The sequence below is a fragment of the Micromonospora psammae genome, from assembly GCF_036902725.1.
Classification (GTDB): Bacteria; Actinomycetota; Actinomycetes; order Mycobacteriales; family Micromonosporaceae; genus Micromonospora.
On sequence record NZ_JBAKHM010000015.1, the window covers coordinates 87,868 to 105,282 of the forward strand.

The following is a 17,415-nucleotide window of genomic DNA, read 5'->3' on the forward strand; positions in this document are numbered from 1 at the left end:
CGGGCGTGAAACGGTCAGCGGGCGACGGCCCAGGCCAGCACGGCGGCCAGGATGAGTCCGTTGAGGGCCGCGAGCACCAGGTACGCGGCCGGCGGGATCCTGCGCCCCTTGCGGACGAAGCTCACCAGGACGGCGGCGTAGCCGAGCAGCAGCACGGCGATGACGATCAGGAACCAGAGCACCGCCACACCCTACCGGCCGCCGCGCAGGCCGAGTCGGCGCAGTTCCAGCGCGGCGAGCGCGTCGACCGTGGCGTCGTCGCCCCGTCGCCACGCCTCCGCCACGTCCGGATCGATTTTCGTCAGCCGGCGCAGCGGTTGACCGGCCAGCGCGCGCAGGGCCAGCAGGTCCCGCCCGGCGGGCGCGACGGCCAGCGCCTTCGCCGCGGCGGCCCGGCGCATCCAGCGCACCCGCAGCGGCAGCCACCCGAAGAGCACCAGGCCGAGCGGGAAGACCAGCACGGCGATGCTGAGCGCCAGGGCGAGCTGGCCGACGAGGTCCTGCTGGTCGCGTCCGGCCTCGGCCATCGCCCGGGCGGCGTCGGCGGCCTTGGTGAACGGGCCGGTCAGCTCGTCGCCGACCAGCGGCACCCGCCCCACCTTCCCGCCGGCCTCGGCCAGGTTGTCGGCGAGGCCGCCGCCGGCACCCTCCAGCTTCCGCCCGGGTACGGCGAGCTTCTGCACCAGGTCGTGCAGCCAGCTGGCGAAGCGGATCGCCGCGTACACCCAGGCGACGACGAGCAGGTCGGTGAGGAGCTGCCGGAGGGCGACGGGAAAACGGTCAGCGTAGATCTTCACGCCGCACAGCGTGCCACGGTCGCCGCCGCCCCGGAAGCCGCGCGAGCGGCTCGGACTCGGCGCGAATCCGTCAGCGGACGCAGCCCGGGCAGGTGCCGAAGATCTCCAGGGTGTGGCTGACGTCGGCGTACCCGTGCTGGGCCGCGACCCGCTCCGCCCAGGTCTCCACCGCCGGCCCGGCCACCTCGACCGTCCGGCCGCAGACCCGGCAGACCAGGTGGTGGTGGTGTCCCTCGCTGCACCGGCGGTAGAGGTGCTCGCCGCCGGGCGGGCGCATCACGTCGATCTCGCCCGCGTCGGCGAGCCCCTGCAACGTCCGGTAGACGGTGGTCAGCCCGACCCGCTCGCCCCGGCTGCGCAGCATGGCGTGCAGGTCCTGCGCGCTGTGGAAGCCCTCCACCTCGGCGAGCAGGGCGCTCACCGCCGACCGCTGCCGGGTGTTCCGCAGCGCGGCCCCGCTCTCGCTCATGATCCCTCCCCGGCGTGGCTGACCGCGTCCGCCACGATGTGCGCGACGTGCTCGTCGACCAGGGTGTACGCGATCTCGCGGCCACGGCGGGAGCCGCGCACCACCCCGGCGCCGCGCAGCACCCGCAGGTGCTGGGAGACCAGTGGTTGCGCGGCGCCGAGCTTCTCCACCAGCTCGTGCACGCACCGTTCACCCTGCGCCAGCTCGCTCACGATCGCCAGCCGGATCGGGGCCGAGAGGGCGCGCAGCAGGTCACCCGCGCCCTCGAAGGCGTCGTACCCGTTCGTGCCGGTCACCCCGCAACGGTAACCAACACCGCCGACACGCCGCCGACCAGCGTCACCGGAGCACGACCTCGTGCGGTTCCGGGGCCGGTACGGCGGCCGGTGCGGCCCGCCGGCGCAGCAGTCGCCACCCGGCCGCGCCGAGGGCGACGACGAGGAAGGACGCGATCGCCAGCAGCACCACCGAGGCGCCGGGCGCGGTGTTCGCGGTGGCCGCCACCCACACCCCGGCCCCGGCGGCGAAGAGCCCCAGCGCCATCGCCGCGGTCATCGTGCTGCGGAAGCCCCGGGTCACCTGCTGGGCGGCGGCCACCGGCACCACCATCAGGGCGCTGATCAGCAGCACCCCGACCGCCTGCATGGCGATGGTGACGGTCACCGCGGTGGCGACCGCGAGCAGCAGGTTCAACGTCCGCACCGGCAGCCCGGAGACCCGGGCGTACTCCTCGTCGTGGCAGATGGCGAAGAGCGCCGGGCGCAGCCCCAGCATGACCACGCCGATCACCACGCCGAGGATCGCGATGGTGGCGAGGTCCCGCGGGAAGATGGTGGTCAGCGACCCGAACAGGTACGCGTTGAGGTTGGCGCTGGTGGCGTCGGAGAGTCCCACCAGCATCACCCCGCCGGCGATGCCGCCGTAGAAGAGCAGCGCCAGCGCCAGGTCGCCGGAGGTCCGCCCGCGCGCCCGGACCAGCTCGATGGCGACCGCGCCGAGGGTCGCCGCGACCACCGCCACCAGCACCGGGGAGCGGTTGAACAGCAGCCCGGCGCCGACCCCGGTCAGCGCCACGTGCCCGATGCCGTCACCGACCAGGGCCAACCGCCGCTGCACCAGGTAGATGCCGAGCGCCGGGGCGGCCAGGCCGATGACCAGCGCGGCGATCAGCGCGCGCTGCATGTAGGGGTACTGGAAGAGTTCCATCGCTCAGTTGCTCCACAGCCCGGCGGGCTCGTCGGGACCGTGCGGGTGCACGTGGTCGTGGTCGGGCTCCGCGTGGTGGCCGGCGGGTTCCGGCACCGGGCCGTCGTGACAGATGCCCCCCTGGTGTACGACCACCGCCCGGCTGATCAGCGGACGCAGCGGCCCCAGCTCGTGGGCGACGAGCAGCACGGTGCCGCCACCGGCCACGAAGTCGTGCAGGGCGCCGGCGAACGCCTCCTGGCTGGTGGCGTCGACCCCGGCGGTCGGCTCGTCCAGCACCAGCAGCTCCGGCTCACCGGCCAGCGCCCGGGCGATCAGGGTGCGCTGCTGCTGGCCGCCGGAGAGGGTGGCGACCGGGTCACCGGCCCGGTCGGCGAGCCCGACCGCGCGCAGCGCCGCGTCCACCGCGGCCCGGTCGGCGCGACCCGGTGGGCGCAGCACGCCCCGGCGGGCCAGCCGGCCGGAGGCGACCACCTCGCGGACGGTGGCCGGCACGCCGCTGCCGGCGCCCAGCCGCTGCGGGACGTACCCGATGCGGTGCCACTGCCGGAAGCGGCGCTGTGGGGTGTCGAAGAGGGTGACCGACCCGGCGGCCAGCGGCACCAGCCCGAGCACGGCGCGGATCAGGGTGGACTTGCCGGAGCCGTTGGCGCCGAGCACGGCGACCACCTCGCCGGTGGCGACGGTCAGCGAGACGTCCCGCAGCACGGGGCGGCCGTCGTAGCCGACCGCGCCGTGCGTGACGGTGATGACAGGTGCGCTCACGAGCAGCTCAACGCCGTCCGCAGGGTCTCCAGGTTGGTACGCATCACCGAAAGGTAGTCGCCGCCGGAGTCGGTCGACAGCCCTTCGAGCGGGTCCAGCACGGCGGTCTTCGCGCCGACCTCGGCGGCGATGGTCTCGGCGACCTTGGGGCTGACCAGCGTCTCGAAGAAGATCGTGGTGGCCTTGTGCTCGCGGGCCTCCTCGACGACCTCGGCGAGGCGCTGCGGGGCGGGCTCGGCCTCCGGGCTGAGCCCGGTGATGCCGACCTGCTCCAGCTGGTACCGGGTGGTGAGGTAGCCGAAGGCGGTGTGGCTGGTCACGATCTCCCGGCGCTGGCAGGTCTTCAGCCCGGCGGTGAAGTCGGCGTCGAGCTTCTCCAGCTCCCCGCGGAGCGCGGCGGCCCGGGCGGTGTAGTCGGCGGCCCGGTCCGGGTCGGCCTTTCCGAGCCGCTCGGCGAGCTTGTCGCCGACGGTGGCCAGCCGGGTCGGGTCGAGCCAGAGGTGCGGGTCCTTGCCGCCGGACTGCTCGTCGGCGTGTCCGGCCTCACCCTCGTGCTGGTGCCCGGCGGCGGCGGCGTCGAGCAGGGGCTGCACGGTGGCCACGTCGAAGGCACCGTCGCCGGCGTTCTGGTCGACCGCGTCGTCCACCGCCGGCTGGAAGCCCTTGAGGTAGACCACCAGCTCCGCCTCGCTGAGCTGACCGACCTGGCCCGGGTTGAGCTCCAGGTCGTGCGGCTCCGCGCCCGGCTTGACCAGGTTGGTGACCTTCACCGCGTCCCCGCCGATCCGCTCGGCGACGAACTGCAACGGGTAGAAGGCGGCCACCACGTCGACGCGCTGCGGGTCGGCGTCGGCCGCGCCGTCGTCGGAGCAGGCGGCCACGCCGCCCAGGGCGAGCAGGGCGGCGGCGGCGGTGGCCAGGGCGCGCGGAGCGGAGCGGCTGTTCATGACATCAACTCTCCGTGACAACGAGAATGATTGTCAAAAACGCATGATTGCATGTCAGAGCAGCTTGGCGAGGGCGAACGCGATCAGCAGGGCCAACATCAGCAGCCGCACCACCCGCGTACGCGGCGCCTGCACCGGCCAGGTCGTGGCGAGCAGCCAGACCAGCGCCGCGGCGAGCGCCAGCAGCAGCACCCCGCCGACCGGGCCGGGCGCGAAGAACGCCACCAGCACCAGCACCAGGGTGGCGAGGAACACCGACGTCGGGTTCGCCCGGGCCAGCCGGGCCAGCAGAGGGCTCTGCGTACGCTGCATCCCACAGACTCTACGAGGAGGAACGTGGTGCTGGTCACCAACCGGTTCGTGGTCGACGTCGATGTCGCGGACGCCTTCGTGCCCCGGGCGCACGCCGCGCTGGCCGCGCTGGCCGCCCGCCCGGGCTACCTGCGCGGCGAACTCCTGCGTGCGCTGGACGACCCGGGCCACTGGTGCCTGGTCACCGAGTGGGAGTCGGTCGGGGCGTACCGGCGGGCGCTCGGCGGCTTCGACGTCAAGATCGCCGCGGTGCCGCTGCTCGCCGAGTCGGTCGACGAGCCGTCCGCGTACGAGACGCTGGCCAGCGCCGCCCCGGACGGCGCGGTCGTGGTGGCCACCAGTGATCGGGCCTCGATTCCGCACCGCTGAGCCGGCGGGCACTACCCTTCTCCTATGACCGATCCCGGCCCGGCAGCCCCACCGCCGCACCCCGCGACGCCCGGCCGGGAGGGCGACCCGCCGCCGGCCCCGCCGGCCGACCCGACCCTGCCGGCCGACCCGGGCGTGCCCGCCCCGCCGTCCGGGCCCGGGGTGGCGCCGCCGTTCGCGGCTCCGCCCACCGAGGGCGGCCGGGTGCGGCTCTGGATCGGGCTCGGCGTCGGCGCGCTCGCCCTGCTGATCTGCTGCGGCGGGGGTGGCGCCGCCGCGATCGGCCTGGTGGTCAGCAACGTCCAGGCGATCGAGGAACAGGGCAAGTCGGTCACCGACGACTACTACCGCGCCCTGGTCGAGCAGGACTACGACCAGGCGTACGACAAGCTCTGCGACGACGCGCAGCGGCGCGAGCCCCGCGCCGACTTCGCGCAACGGGTGGCCGACGAGCCGGCGGTGGCCAGCTACCGGGTGGGTGAGGTCGACCCCACCGCCCTCACCGTGCCGGTCGAGGTGACCTACCGCGGCGGCGGGCGGGACGCCCAGCAGGTGCGGCTCGCGCCCGACCAGCAGACGGGCGGCATGGAGGTCTGCGGGATCAGCTGAGCCGTCCCCCGGTATTCTGCTGGGCTCGGGACGCCGCTGGCCGTACCGTTGTCCCGAACTGCTCCTTCCGTCCACATCACGTCCCCGCCGACCGCCAGCCGGCGTAGGAGGAAACATGCCAGCCGACCGTATCGACGCCGTCGTCAGCCTCGCGAAGCGCCGGGGCTTCGTCTTCCCCTCCAGCGAGATCTACGGGGGCACCCGGTCGGCGTGGGACTACGGTCCGCTCGGCGTCGAGCTCAAGGAGAACGTCCGCCGGCAGTGGTGGAAGACGATGGTGCAGCAGCGCGACGACGTCGTCGGCCTGGACTCCGCGGTCATCCTGGCCCGCAAGGTCTGGGAGGCCTCCGGCCACATCGCCGAGTTCGTCGACCCGCTGACCGAGTGCCAGTTCTGCCACAAGCGGTTCCGCGCCGACCACCTCGAGGAGGCGTACGCCGAGAAGCACGGCAAGCCGCTGACCTCGCTGTCGGAGCTGAACTGCCCGAACTGCGGCAACAAGGGCACCTTCACCGAGCCGAAGATGTTCAACGGCCTGATGAAGACCTACCTGGGTCCGGTGGAGAGCGACGAGGGCCTGCACTACCTGCGCCCGGAGACCGCCCAGGGCATCTTCGTCAACTACAAGAACGTGGAGACGGTCGCCCGCAAGAAGCCGCCGTTCGGCATCGCGCAGACCGGCAAGTCGTTCCGCAACGAGATCACCCCGGGCAACTTCATCTTCCGGACCCGTGAGTTCGAGCAGATGGAGATGGAGTTCTTCGTCGAGCCCGGCTCGGACGAGCAGTGGCACGAGTACTGGCTCCAGGAGCGCTGGAACTGGTACCTCGACCTGGGGCTGTCGGCGGACAACCTGCGCCTCTACGAGCACCCCAAGGAGAAGCTCTCCCACTACTCCAAGCGCACCGTCGACATCGAGTACCGCTTCCAGTTCGGCGGCACCGAGTTCGCGGAGCTGGAGGGGATCGCCAACCGCACCGACTTCGACCTCGCCACGCACAGCAAGCACTCCGGCGTCGACCTGTCCTACTTCGACCAGACCAAGGGCGAGCGCTGGATGCCGTACGTCATCGAGCCGGCCGCCGGCCTCACCCGCGCGGTGCTGGCGTTCCTGCTGGAGGCGTACGACGAGGACGAGGCGCCGAACACCAAGGGCGGCGTGGACAAGCGCACGGTGATGCGCTTCGACCCGCGGCTGGCCCCGGTCAAGGTGGCGGTGCTGCCGCTGTCCCGCAACGAGGCGCTCTCGCCGAAGGCGAAGGGCCTCGCCGCGCAGCTGCGCAAGCGCTGGGTGGTCGAGTTCGACGACTCGCAGGCGATCGGCCGGCGCTACCGCCGCCAGGACGAGATCGGCACCCCGTTCTGCGTCACCGTCGACTTCGACACCCTGGACGACGACGCGGTGACGGTGCGGAACCGGGACACCATGGCCCAGGAGCGGATCGCCCTGGACCAGGTCGAGCGCTACCTCATCGAGCGCCTCCCCGGCTGCTGAGCTGCTCACGGGGCTCCGGCCGGCGCGCAAGGTCGCCGGCCGGAGCCCCGTACACTTGTCCGGTGAACGCCCCGACCCTGCCCGCTCTCCGCCCGCTCACCCTCGGACCGCACCAGGTGTGGCCGCCGGTGGTGCTCGCGCCGATGGCCGGCATCACCAACGTGGGGTTCCGGCAGCTCTGCCGGGAGCAGGGCGGCGGCATCTACGTCTGCGAAATGATCACCACTCGGGCGCTGGTCGAGCGGAACCCGAAGACGCTGCGCATGATCGCCTTCGGCGACAACGAGCAGCCGCGCAGCCTCCAGCTCTACGGCACCGACCCGGAGATCACCGCCGCCGCGGTGCGGATCGTGGTGGAGCGGGACCTCGCCGACCACATCGACCTCAACTTCGGCTGCCCGGTGCCCAAGGTCACCCGCCGGGGCGGGGGTGCCGCGCTGCCCTGGCGGCGTCGGCTCTTCACCCGCCTGGTCTCCGCCGCGGTGGACGCCGCGTCACCCGCCGGGGTGCCGGTCACGGTCAAGATGCGCAAGGGCATCGACGACGACCACCTGACGTACGTCGAGGCCGGCCTCGCCGCCCAGGACGCCGGCGTCGCGGCGGTCGCCCTGCACGGGCGTACGGCCGCGCAGCGCTACTCCGGCACCGCCGACTGGGACGCGATCGCCGCCCTCAAGCAGGCCCTCGACGTGCCGGTGCTCGGCAACGGTGACATCTGGGAGGCCGACGACGCCCTGCGGATGGTCGCGCACACCGGGGTCGACGGCGTGGTGATCGGGCGGGGCTGCCTGGGCCGGCCGTGGCTCTTCGCCGACCTGGAGGCCGCCTTCAACGGCCGCCCGGAACGGCGGCTGCCCAGCCTCGGCGAGGTGGCGGTGACCATGCGCCGGCACGCGGAGCTGCTGGTCGACCAGTTCAGCGCCGGCTCGCGTACCCCGGCGCGGGGCGAGCGGGACGGCTGTACCGACTTCCGCAAGCACGTCGCCTGGTACCTGAAGGGCTTCCCGGTCGGCAGCGAGCTGCGCCGCTCCCTCGCCATGATCGAGAGCCTGGCCCAGCTGGACGACCTGCTCGGCAAGCTCGACCCGGCCGAGCCGTTCCCGGTGGCCACCCTCGGCCAGCCGCGGGGCCGGACCAACTCGCCCGGCAAGGTCCACCTGCCCGACGGCTGGTTGGCCAGCCGCGACGACGACACCGTGCCCGAGGGCGCCGAGCTGGACGACTCCGGCGGCTGACCACCCTCCGCGGGCGGCCGCTCCTCGCCGACGTCGCGGGCGCACGCGTCCCCGGACGATCCGGCGGCGGACCGCCCTGCCGCAGGCGACCGCTCCCTCGCCGAGGTTGCGGCGCGGGTGTCTCTTGTCGGTTCCTTTGGAGCTGATGACGTGGACGACTCAGCCTGGGCGTGATGGTGGTGCTGGTCGGGTGTGGGCGGGCCCGGGTGTTGCGGGGAGTGCAGACGGTGCAGGCCGCCGCCGCGATCGCCCTGCTGGGTGCTCTGGTTCCAGCGCAAGCCCGGGCGGTGCGTGGGTCTGTTGTCGGTTCCTTTAGAGCTGATGACGTCGACGACTCAACCTCGGCGTGGCGGTTGGCGAGCGCGATACGGAGACGGATGCGGTCGCGACTCTGGCCGAGGCGCGGAGGGCGTCGAACCTGGGCGTGGTGTCCCGAGCGCGGGTTCGGCCCGCGGCCTGGGGACCCCGGACACGGGGTGGTCCGGGAAGGTGAGCGGTATACCGGGGTGGTGCGGCAGGTGAGCTGTGGGCCGCAGGGTGATTCGTTTGTGTCATCAGCTCTAAAGGACGCACCCACCACGCGGCGGCCCGGGTCCACGGCGGCGACGCGCCTGGCAGACGCTCTGCCACCGCTTGCCGGTGTCTTCGGTGTCCGGTTTGGGTGCGTTGGTGTGCGACGGGAGAAGTGCCAGTCGGCCAACGCCGCTTGACGGGCCGCGCCGCTTCCGAGAGCAACACGCTTTGCGGCGTGTCGGGGTGTCCGGCTACCCGAACACCCCGACACGCCGCAAAGCGTGCGGGACGGCGGGGCATGGCGGGACCCACCGGCGAACCGTGGTGGAGGCCCGGCGCGGCCTGGTCGGCTCTGTGTTCCGGCGTCCCGTCTGACCTGGGGTTTCCTGTGCTCGGGGGCACCTGGTCGGCGGAATCGGGGGCGGGTCGGCGTCGTTGTATCTGGCGTACCCGGAGGAACCAGGCCGGGACAGCGCCGACAGCCGAGCGCCCCGAACTGCGGGGCCGGGCGGGGCCGGTTACCTGGCCCCGGACGGCCAGCGCCCCGGTGGAATGTGGGACCGGCCGCGCGAGTTGCATCCCCCTGGACACCCGAGCAGGTCGCCTGTGATCGCCGGGCAGTTCCCTTTCTGACTTTCCCCTGCGGCGCGACGCCCCCCGGCGTGTGTGCCGTGCACCCCCGAGCAGAGGAGCACGCCGTCATGCGTACCGATCTGATTCGTAAGACCGCTCTGACCGTCGCCGGCCTCGCCTGCACCGGCGGCGCCATCGCCGCTCCGATCGCCGCCGCGCACGCCGCCCCGGCCGCGGAGAAGCCGGCCGCGCAGGTGCAGACCGACCGCAAGAACGACCGCACCGCCGACCGCAAGCCCGCCGGCGAGCGGGAGCTGGACGTGCGCTACGAGGCGCAGCCCAACTTCTACTACTGCGGCCCGGCCGCCACCCGCAACGCCCTGTCCGTGCTGGGCAAGAACATCGACGTCGACGCCATGGCCAAGCTGATGGGCACCACCGAGGCCGGCACCGACAGCATCAACGACATCACCCCGGTGCTGAACAAGGAGACCCGCAAGGACGCCTACCGCAGCGTCGAGATCCGCGGCGCCAGGGCGGACGACAAGCAGACCGACACCCTGCGTGCCGACATCGTCCGCACCGTCGGCGACGGCCGCGCCCTGGTCGCCAACATCGCCGGCACCGCCACCGACACCGACGGGGTCACCCACTCCTTCGAGGGCGGGCACTACATCAGCGTCATCGGCTACCGCGACGGCGGTGACACCGTCACCATCGCCGACTCCGCCGACCCCGACATGGCCTCCTACCGGATGAGCGTGGAGAAGCTCGCCGACTGGATCGCCACCCGCGGTTACAGCACCTCCTGACGAGCAACGACGACAGGGCCGGCCCCACCCGGGGACCGGCCCTTCGTCATGCCCGGGTGCCGCGTCTCAGACGGGCTCGGGGTCTTCCGCCGGCGTGGCCGGTCGCGCCGTCCCCGGGCCGGGCTGGGTGGGGATCGCCGGAGCCGGCCGGCCGGGCGTCGTGCCCTCCGCCGGCCAGGGGATCTCCGGCGAGCGGTGGAAGGCGATCCCGGCGGTGGACCAGCGCGGCCCGTGCCCGGCCAGCCGGTCCCGGAACCCGGCCCAGTCGTGCGTCGTGCGGGGCGACCAGCCCAGCTCCGCCAGGGCGGGCAACCGGGGCAGGAGCAGGTACTCGATCTCGGCCAGCGAGGTCACCGACTCGGTCCAGAGCGGCGCCTCCACGCCGAGCACCGCCGCCGCCGGCACGTCCCGCAGGTGCGTGCCCGGATCCCAGTCGTACGCGCGTCGCACGTCGATCAGGCCGGCCCAGTCGTGTCCGATCGGGGTGTCCGGGGCGTACTTCATGTCGAGGTAGGCGTGGTTGCCGGGGGAGAGGATCAGGCGGGCGCCCCGGCGTACCGCCTCGGCGGTCACCGGGTCGTCGCCGTCGGTGCCCCACCACTGGAGCACCCGCCCGTCGGCGTGCCGCGCCGGGGCGATCTGGTGCCAGCCGACCACGGTCTTCCCGAGGCCGGCGACGATCCGCTGGGCCCGCTCGACGAAACCGGTGTACGCCGCGCCCTTGACCTTGAACGCCTCGTCGCCGCCGACGTGCAGCCACGGCCCGGGAGTGAGCGCCGCCACCTCGCCGAGGACGTCCGCGACGAAGTCGTACGTCCGCTCGTCGGCCGGGTCGACGTAGCTGAAGCCGACCTCGGTGCCGGTGTACGGCGGCGGCGCGACCTTGCCCGGCGCCAGCTCCGGGTACGCGACCAGCGCCGCGTTGGTGTGGCCCGGCAGGTCGATCTCGGGGACGACGGTGACGTGCCGGCGGGCGGCGTACCGGACGATGCGGCGGTAGTCGGCGGCGGTGTAGTACCCGCCCGGGCCGCCACCGACCTCGGTGGCGCCGCCGACGGTGGCCAGCCGGGGCCAGCCCTCGACGGCGATCCGCCAACCCTGGTCGTCGGTGAGGTGCAGGTGCAGGTGGTTGAGCTTGTACCGGGCCAGGTGGTCGATCACCCGCAGCACGTCGGCGACGCCGAAGAAGTGCCGGGCCACGTCGAGCATCGCGCCCCGGTACGGGAAGCGGGGCCGGTCGACGACGACCCCGCCGGGCACGACCCAGCGCCCGGTCACCGGGGTGGGGCTCTCGATCGCCGCCGGGAACAGCTGGCGCAGCGTCTGCACGCCGTGCAGCAGGCCGGCGGGGGTGCCGGCGGTGATCCGGACCGAGTCGGCGGTGACGTCGAGCCGGTAGCCCTCGGCGCCGAGCCCGTCGACGTCGACCGGACCGGCGGCGGTCGCGGTCGGGCCGGCGGCGGTGAGCGCTCCGGCGGCCAGGGTGAGCACCAGCGGACCCTCGGCGCCCGGGTAGGCGGTGTCGGTGACCGGCAGCGGGTACCCGGTGGCGGGCCGGAGCAGCTCGGCGAGCTGTTCGGCCACGTCGCGCGCGGCCGGGTCGGGGCTGACCCGGACGGCCGCGTCGGCGGGGAGGGTGAAGTCGGCGGTCGGGTCCGGCTCGACCCGTTCCGGGGCGGGGACCACGTCGCCGAGCCGGACCGGGGCCGGGGGCGCGAGCAGGGCGCCGGCGGCCCGTTCGGCGGTGCGGGCCAGTCCGGCGGCCGCCGGCTGGTGACCGGGCAGGCCGGCCGGCCGGGCCGGGTCGTGACCGGCCGCGGAGGTGGCGGGGGTGGTGGGCGACACGGCGGCGGCTCCGGGGTGTATTCGCGTCGGATATGGCAAAGGTCAGCTTCAGCGGATCCAGTGCCGTCAAGGGTACGAGAGAAGTCCGGGTTGCGTGATCGTGCGCGTGGAAGCGTTCCCAGAAACCACCACGAACGCGGATAGTCGTGATGGCTGTGCCTATTGTCACCGAACGGTCCCAGGCCCCTCGAAGTTCGCTTAACCTTCGCCCACCGATCGCTGACGGCACCGGGATTACCGGTGGTCGGCCCCGGGGTATGAGCAACTGAACCTTCGTTAAGTGTCAATTCCGGCGCGCGTGGGAGGCTCTGGTGGCAGCGCAAGAGACGGTGGACAACAAGTACGTCTACGACTTCGCCGAGGGCAACAAGGAACTCAAGGACCTGCTCGGCGGCAAGGGGGCCAACCTGGCCGAGATGACCAATCTCGGCCTGCCGGTCCCGCCCGGCTTCACCATCACCACCGAGGCCTGCAAGGCGTACCTCGCCACCGGCGCCGAGCCCGAGGGGCTGGCCGAACAGATCGCCACCCACCTGGCCGCCCTGGAGCAGGAGATGGGCCGCCGCCTCGGCGACCCGGACGACCCGCTGCTGGTCTCCGTACGCTCCGGCGCGAAGTTCTCCATGCCCGGCATGATGGAGACCGTCCTGAACGTGGGCCTCAACGACCGCAGCGTGGTCGGGCTCAGCGCGCAGGCCGGCGGTAACGACCGGTTCGCCTGGGACTCCTACCGCCGGCTGATCCAGATGTTCGGCAAGACCGTCTGCGAGGTGCCCGGCGAGGAGTTCGAGCACGCGCTCGACGAGGCCAAGCGCGCCAAGGGTACGCAGAACGACCTGGACCTCGACGCCGACGACCTGCGCGGGCTGGTCGACGCGTACAAGAACATCTTCGCCAAGCACACCGGCCGGGAGTTCCCGCAGGAGCCGCGGGAGCAGCTGGACCTCGCCATCCGCGCGGTCTTCGAGTCGTGGAACGCCGAGCGCGCGGTGCTCTACCGCCGCCAGGAGCGCATCCCGGCCGACCTCGGCACCGCGGTCAACGTGGTCACCATGGTCTTCGGCAATCTGGGCGCCGACTCCGGCACCGGCGTCGCCTTCACCCGCGACCCGGGCAGCGGCGCCCAGGGCATCTACGGCGACTACCTGGCCAACGCCCAGGGCGAGGACGTCGTCGCCGGCATCCGCAACACGGTGCCGTTGCAGGAGCTGGAGCGGCTGGACAAGAAGTCCTACGACGAGCTGCTCGACTTCATGGCCCGGCTGGAGGAGCACTACAAGGACCTCTGCGACATCGAGTTCACCATCGAGCGCGGCAAGCTCTGGATGCTCCAGACCCGGGTCGGCAAGCGCACCGCGGCGGCGGCGTTCGTCATCGCCGGCCAGCTCGTCGACGAGGGCCTGATCGACCTGGACGAGGCGCTGCACCGGGTCAACGGCGCGCAGCTCGCGCAGCTGATGTTCCCCCGGTTCCGGCTCGACCACGAGTTCGAGCCGGTGGCCAGGGGCATCGGCGCCTCGCCCGGCGCGGCCTCCGGCAAGGTGGTCTTCACCTCCGCCCGCGCGGTCGAGCTGGCCGCCGAGGGGGAGGCGGTGATCCTGGTCCGCCGGGAGACCAACCCCGACGACCTCAACGGCATGATCGCCGCCCAGGGCATCCTCACCTCGCGGGGCGGCAAGACCAGCCACGCCGCCGTGGTGGCCCGGGGCATGGGCAAGACCTGCGTCTCCGGCGCCGACGAGATCGACGTGAACGTGCCGGCCAAGCGCTTCACCGTCGCCGGGCACACCGTCACCGAGGGCGACGTGGTCTCCATCGACGGCACCACCGGAAAGGTCTACCTCGGCGAGGTGCCGGTCATGCCGTCGGAGGTGGTGCAGTACTTCGAGGGCAGCCTCGACCCCGAGCACATCGACAACGCGCTGGTCCGGGCCGTACACCGGATCATGACGCACGCCGACGGCAAGCGGCGGCTGGCGGTCCGGACGAACGCCGACACCGGCGCGGACGCCGCGCGGGCGCGGCGCTTCGGCGCCGAGGGCATCGGGCTGTGCCGCACCGAGCACATGTTCCTCGGCGATCGCCGTGAGCTGGTCGAGAAGCTGATCCTGGCCCGCACCGACGACGATCGGGACGCCGCGCTGGCCGCGCTGCTGCCGTTGCAGCGGGCCGACTTCGAGGAGATCTTCCGGGAGATGGACGGCCTGCCGGTCACCGTCCGGCTGATCGACCCGCCGCTGCACGAGTTCCTGCCCCCGCTGGAGCAGCTCGCGGTCAACGTCGCCGTCGCCCAGGAGCGCGGCGAGGACGTGGCCAAGGAGGAGGCGCTGCTCGCCGCCGTCCGGCGGATGCACGAGGAGAACCCGATGCTGGGGCTGCGCGGCGTACGCCTCGGGCTGGTGATCCCCGGCCTCTTCGCGATGCAGGTCCGGGCGATCGCGGAGGCCGCCGTCACCGTCACCCGCGCCGGCGCGGTGGCCCGGCCCGAGATCATGGTCCCGCTGGTCGGCGCCGTGCAGGAGCTGGAGACGGTACGCGCCGAGGCCGAGAAGATCATTGCCGAGGTGGTCGGGGACAGCGGCGTCGAGGTGCTGATCGGCACGATGATCGAGGTGCCGCGGGCGGCGCTGACCGCCGGTCAGATCGCCGAGGCGGCGCAGTTCTTCTCCTTCGGCACCAACGACCTGACCCAGATGGCCTGGGGCTTCTCCCGCGACGACGTCGAGGGCGCGTTCTTCTGGCGCTACCTGGAGCTGGGCATCTTCGGCATCTCGCCGTTCGAGTCCATCGACCGCGACGGCGTGGGCCGGCTGGTCCGGATCGCCGCGCAGGAGGGCCGGGCCGCCCGGCCGGAGCTGAAGCTCGGCGTCTGCGGTGAACACGGCGGCGACCCCGACTCGGTGCACTTCTTCCACGAGGTCGGCCTGGACTACGTCTCCTGCTCACCGTTCCGCGTGCCGGTGGCCCGGCTGGAGGCCGGTCGCGCCGCGGTCGAGACGGACGGCTCCGACAGCCGCTGAGCACCGGCCCGGCGGGGGCGGCGGGCCGGAACGTCGGACCGCCGCCCCCGCCGCGGCTCAGCGCGGCGTACGCCGCCAGCCGGTGGTGGTCCCCGGCCGGCGTCGGGTCAGCCCCGGCGCCGGGGCACCCGCGGTCAGCGCGGCGTGCAGCCGGGGCAGTCTGCTCGCCGTCGCGCCGGTGCGCTGCGCGTCGAACGCCGAGCCGGCCCGCTCGGCCACCGCCCGGGCCTCCTCGTGCAGGGTCTCCAGGTCGGCGTCCGCGCCCGCCACCAGGGTGAGCAGCGCGTGCCGGCCCGCTGGGTAGGTGACGACGCACCCGGTCGAGGTGTGCACCACCGACTCGCGCAGATCACCGCGCCGGACCGCGTCGGCGACCCGGCTGCCGAGCCCGAAGCCGACCGCGGCCAGCGCGGCCAGGTGGGTGGCGTCCGTGGTCGGCAGGTCGCTGGAGATGAGCACCCCGTCCCGTCCGGCGAGCACCGTGCCGGCCACCTCCGGGCGGCGTCGGCGCAGCCCGCGCAGCTCGGTGTCCATCGTCGTGTCCACGTCCACGAGCGTTCCCCGTTCTTCGCGTCCTCACGTACCGCTTCCGGAAAGCTACCGAAGGCCACCCCGGCGCGCGATCCCGGGACCGCCCGCGATCGGTCGACAACTCGGTCTGATCGGTGGTTGCGGACCCGCCGCCCGTCGTCCGTCACCGCGACGTCCGCCGGGCCGGGGCGTAACCTGAGCCCTCGACCGTTGCGCACGACCGGCGAAGGGTGGCCCGCATGACCAGCGTCTGGGCAAGCTTGACCGTCGACGCCCGGGATCCGGCCCGGCTCGCCCGCTGGTGGGCCGAGGCGCTGGGCTACCAGGTCGTCACGGAGAAGCCGGACGAGGTGGAGATCCGGCAGGCGGCCGACCGGCTGCCCGGCATCGTCTTCGTCCCGGTCACCGACGACAAGCAGGTCAAGAACCGGCTGCACCTCGACCTGCGCCCGGCCGACCGGGAGGCCGAGGTCGAGCGGCTGGTCGACATGGGGGCCCGGCACGTCGACGTGGGGCAGGGCGACGTCGGGTGGACGGTGCTGGCCGATCCGGAGGGCAACGAGTTCTGCGTGCTGCGGCAGCAGGGCTGACCGTGCCGCTTCCCGGTGACCCGGCCGACGCGCGACGCCGGGTCGACGAGGCGCCGAAGGACACCGGGTACGGCCGGTCCCCGTACGAGCGGGACCGGGCCCGGGTGCTGCACTCGGCGGCGTTCCGCCGGCTCGCCGCGAAGACCCAGGTGCACGTCGCCGGCACGGACGACTTCCTGCGTACCCGGTTGACCCATTCGCTGGAGGTGGCCCAGGTCGCCCGGGAGATGGGCGCCCGGCTCGGCTGCGACCCGGACGTGGTGGACACCGCCGGGCTCGCCCACGACCTCGGGCATCCGCCCTTCGGGCACAACGGCGAGGAGGCGCTGGACCGGATCGCCGCGCCCTGCGGCGGCTTCGAGGGCAACGCCCAGACGCTGCGGGTGCTGACCCGGCTGGAGGCGAAGGTGCTCGCCCCCGACGGCGCCCCCGCCGGGCTCAACCTCACCCGCGCCTCGCTCGACGCGGTCTGCAAGTACCCGTGGCCGCGCCGGCCCGGCCTGCGAAAGTTCGGCGTGTACGGCGACGACCGGCCGGTCTTCGACTGGCTGCGCGAGGGCGCCCCGGCGGGCGGCGCCGCCGGCCTGCCCGGCGACGCCCGGCGCTGCCTGGAGGCGCAGGTGATGGACTGGGCGGACGACGTGGCGTACTCGGTGCACGACGTCGAGGACGGCATCCACGGCGGGTACGTCTCGCTGCGGCCGCTGCTGGACGACCCGGACGAGCGGGCCGCGCTCTGCGTCGACGTGGCCGCCGTCTACTCCGGGGAGTCCCCGGCCGACCTGGGCGAGGTGTTGGTGGACCTGCTCGCCGAGCCGGTGCTCGCCCCGCTCGCCGCGTACGACGGCAGCCACCGGTCGCAGGTCGCGTTGAAGGCGACCACCAGCGTGCTCACCGGCCGGTTCGTCTCGACGGTGGTGGCCGCCACCCGGGACCGCTTCGGGCCGGGCCCGCACCGCCGCTACGGCGCCGACCTCGTCGTGCCGCGCCGGATCCGGGCCCAGTGTGCCCTGTTGAAGGGGATCGCCTGGCGCTACGTGATGCGCCGGCCGGGCGCCGCCGGCCGGTACGACCGGCAGCGGCAGGTGCTCACCGAGCTGGTGGGCGCCCTGGCCGACCGGGCCCCCGACGGGCTCGACCCGGTCTTCGCCCCGCTCTGGCGGGAGGCCGCGGACGACCGGGCCCGGCTGCGGGTGGTGATCGACCAGGTGGCCTCGCTCACCGACCCGGCCGCGCTGGCCTGGCACACCCGTCTGGTCCGGCCCGGCGCCCGATAGGGGCGGTCCGCACCAATTGGGATCGGCCGGCGACTTAGGTTAGCCTAACC

The 17,415-nt window shown here is 73.4% G+C and carries 18 protein-coding genes; 8 read left to right on the plus strand and 10 right to left on the minus strand.

Going from position 1 to position 17,415, the window contains the following annotated elements; genetic code table 11:
* Positions 1–14: 14 nt before the first annotated feature.
* The 8 genes from V6U79_RS18725 to V6U79_RS18760 all read right to left on the minus strand — a co-directional run bounded on the left by V6U79_RS18725 (position 15) and on the right by V6U79_RS18760 (position 4,496).
* The gene (locus tag V6U79_RS18725; protein WP_334528084.1) at positions 15–182 is read right to left on the minus strand and encodes a hypothetical protein; all 168 of its coding nucleotides are present in this window, start codon (positions 180–182) and stop codon (positions 15–17) included.
* Between the two features lie 9 nt (positions 183–191).
* Positions 192–797, minus strand: coding sequence for a hypothetical protein (locus tag V6U79_RS18730; RefSeq protein WP_334528087.1), 606 nt, complete (start codon positions 795–797; stop codon positions 192–194).
* Positions 798–867: 70 nt separating this feature from the next.
* Positions 868–1,266 (minus strand): Fur family transcriptional regulator, encoded by a 399-nt coding sequence (locus V6U79_RS18735; RefSeq protein ID WP_334528090.1) that lies wholly within the window; start codon positions 1,264–1,266, stop codon positions 868–870.
* The gene (locus V6U79_RS18740) at positions 1,263–1,562 is read right to left on the minus strand and encodes an ArsR/SmtB family transcription factor (protein WP_334528092.1); all 300 of its coding nucleotides are present in this window, start codon (positions 1,560–1,562) and stop codon (positions 1,263–1,265) included. Before V6U79_RS18740 ends, V6U79_RS18735 begins: the two co-directional genes overlap by 4 nt.
* Before the next feature lie 43 nt (positions 1,563–1,605).
* Positions 1,606–2,472 (minus strand): metal ABC transporter permease, encoded by an 867-nt coding sequence (locus tag V6U79_RS18745; RefSeq protein WP_334615322.1) that lies wholly within the window; start codon positions 2,470–2,472, stop codon positions 1,606–1,608.
* 3 nt (positions 2,473–2,475) lie between these two features.
* Complete coding sequence (locus V6U79_RS18750; RefSeq protein ID WP_334528098.1) at positions 2,476–3,237, minus strand: metal ABC transporter ATP-binding protein; 762 nt, start codon at positions 3,235–3,237, stop codon at positions 2,476–2,478.
* A complete protein-coding gene (locus V6U79_RS18755) occupies positions 3,234–4,184 on the minus strand; it encodes a metal ABC transporter substrate-binding protein (protein ID WP_334528101.1) in 951 nt (316 codons plus the stop codon). Before V6U79_RS18755 ends, V6U79_RS18750 begins: the two co-directional genes overlap by 4 nt.
* 54 nt (positions 4,185–4,238) lie before the next feature.
* Entirely contained in the window at positions 4,239–4,496 is a 258-nt protein-coding gene (locus tag V6U79_RS18760) for a DUF6703 family protein (protein WP_334528104.1), read from the minus strand.
* A gap of 27 nt (positions 4,497–4,523) precedes the next feature.
* Between V6U79_RS18760 and V6U79_RS18765 the strand changes: the two genes are divergently transcribed.
* The 5 genes from V6U79_RS18765 to V6U79_RS18785 all read left to right on the plus strand — a co-directional run bounded on the left by V6U79_RS18765 (position 4,524) and on the right by V6U79_RS18785 (position 10,102).
* Positions 4,524–4,865: an antibiotic biosynthesis monooxygenase family protein gene (locus V6U79_RS18765; protein ID WP_334528194.1), complete on the plus strand. Its 342-nt coding sequence runs from the start codon at positions 4,524–4,526 to the stop codon at positions 4,863–4,865.
* A 135-nt stretch (positions 4,866–5,000) separates the two neighbouring features.
* Positions 5,001–5,474, plus strand: coding sequence for a hypothetical protein (locus tag V6U79_RS18770; protein ID WP_334528196.1), 474 nt, complete (start codon positions 5,001–5,003; stop codon positions 5,472–5,474).
* A gap of 115 nt (positions 5,475–5,589) precedes the next feature.
* Positions 5,590–6,969, plus strand: a complete 1,380-nt coding sequence (locus V6U79_RS18775) for a glycine--tRNA ligase (RefSeq protein ID WP_334528107.1) — start codon at positions 5,590–5,592, stop codon at positions 6,967–6,969.
* Positions 6,970–7,031: 62 nt separating this feature from the next.
* A complete protein-coding gene (gene dusB, locus V6U79_RS18780; RefSeq protein WP_334528110.1) occupies positions 7,032–8,204 on the plus strand; it encodes a tRNA dihydrouridine synthase DusB in 1,173 nt (390 codons plus the stop codon).
* A gap of 1,214 nt (positions 8,205–9,418) precedes the next feature.
* Complete coding sequence (locus V6U79_RS18785) at positions 9,419–10,102, plus strand: C39 family peptidase (protein WP_334528113.1); 684 nt, start codon at positions 9,419–9,421, stop codon at positions 10,100–10,102.
* Between the two features lie 66 nt (positions 10,103–10,168).
* Here the strand turns inward: V6U79_RS18785 and V6U79_RS18790 are convergent, their stop codons facing one another.
* A complete protein-coding gene (locus V6U79_RS18790; protein WP_442933795.1) occupies positions 10,169–11,986 on the minus strand; it encodes a beta-N-acetylhexosaminidase in 1,818 nt (605 codons plus the stop codon).
* Between the two features lie 272 nt (positions 11,987–12,258).
* Between V6U79_RS18790 and ppdK the strand changes: the two genes are divergently transcribed.
* On the plus strand, positions 12,259–14,967 hold the full coding sequence (gene ppdK, locus V6U79_RS18795; RefSeq protein WP_334528117.1) for a pyruvate, phosphate dikinase: 2,709 nt from the start codon (positions 12,259–12,261) through the stop codon (positions 14,965–14,967).
* Between the two features lie 57 nt (positions 14,968–15,024).
* Here ppdK and V6U79_RS18800 read toward each other — a convergent pair whose 3' ends face one another.
* Positions 15,025–15,513 carry a roadblock/LC7 domain-containing protein gene (locus V6U79_RS18800; RefSeq protein WP_334528120.1) on the minus strand — a complete coding sequence of 163 codons (489 nt, stop codon included), beginning with the start codon at positions 15,511–15,513 and terminating at the stop codon, positions 15,025–15,027.
* A gap of 224 nt (positions 15,514–15,737) precedes the next feature.
* On the opposite strand from V6U79_RS18800, the gene V6U79_RS18805 reads away from it, so the two are divergent.
* The gene (locus V6U79_RS18805; protein WP_334528123.1) at positions 15,738–16,088 is read left to right on the plus strand and encodes a VOC family protein; all 351 of its coding nucleotides are present in this window, start codon (positions 15,738–15,740) and stop codon (positions 16,086–16,088) included.
* A 2-nt stretch (positions 16,089–16,090) separates the two neighbouring features.
* On the plus strand, positions 16,091–17,365 hold the full coding sequence (locus V6U79_RS18810; protein WP_334615324.1) for a deoxyguanosinetriphosphate triphosphohydrolase: 1,275 nt from the start codon (positions 16,091–16,093) through the stop codon (positions 17,363–17,365).
* The last annotated feature ends 50 nt before the right edge of the window (positions 17,366–17,415 follow it).

Excerpts from the sequence above, each read along its gene's own strand:
- V6U79_RS18745 (WP_334615322.1), bottom strand. The coding sequence starts at position 2,472 with ATGGAACTCTTCCAGTACCCCTACATGCAGCGCGCGCTGATCGCCGCG.
- V6U79_RS18735 (WP_334528090.1), bottom strand. The coding sequence starts at position 1,266 with ATGAGCGAGAGCGGGGCCGCGCTGCGGAACACCCGGCAGCGGTCGGCG.
- V6U79_RS18785 (WP_334528113.1), top strand. The coding sequence starts at position 9,419 with ATGCGTACCGATCTGATTCGTAAGACCGCTCTGACCGTCGCCGGCCTC.
- V6U79_RS18760 (WP_334528104.1), bottom strand. The coding sequence starts at position 4,496 with ATGCAGCGTACGCAGAGCCCTCTGCTGGCCCGGCTGGCCCGGGCGAAC.
- V6U79_RS18775 (WP_334528107.1), top strand. The coding sequence starts at position 5,590 with ATGCCAGCCGACCGTATCGACGCCGTCGTCAGCCTCGCGAAGCGCCGG.
- V6U79_RS18755 (WP_334528101.1), bottom strand. The coding sequence starts at position 4,184 with ATGAACAGCCGCTCCGCTCCGCGCGCCCTGGCCACCGCCGCCGCCGCC.
- V6U79_RS18805 (WP_334528123.1), top strand. The coding sequence starts at position 15,738 with ATGACCAGCGTCTGGGCAAGCTTGACCGTCGACGCCCGGGATCCGGCC.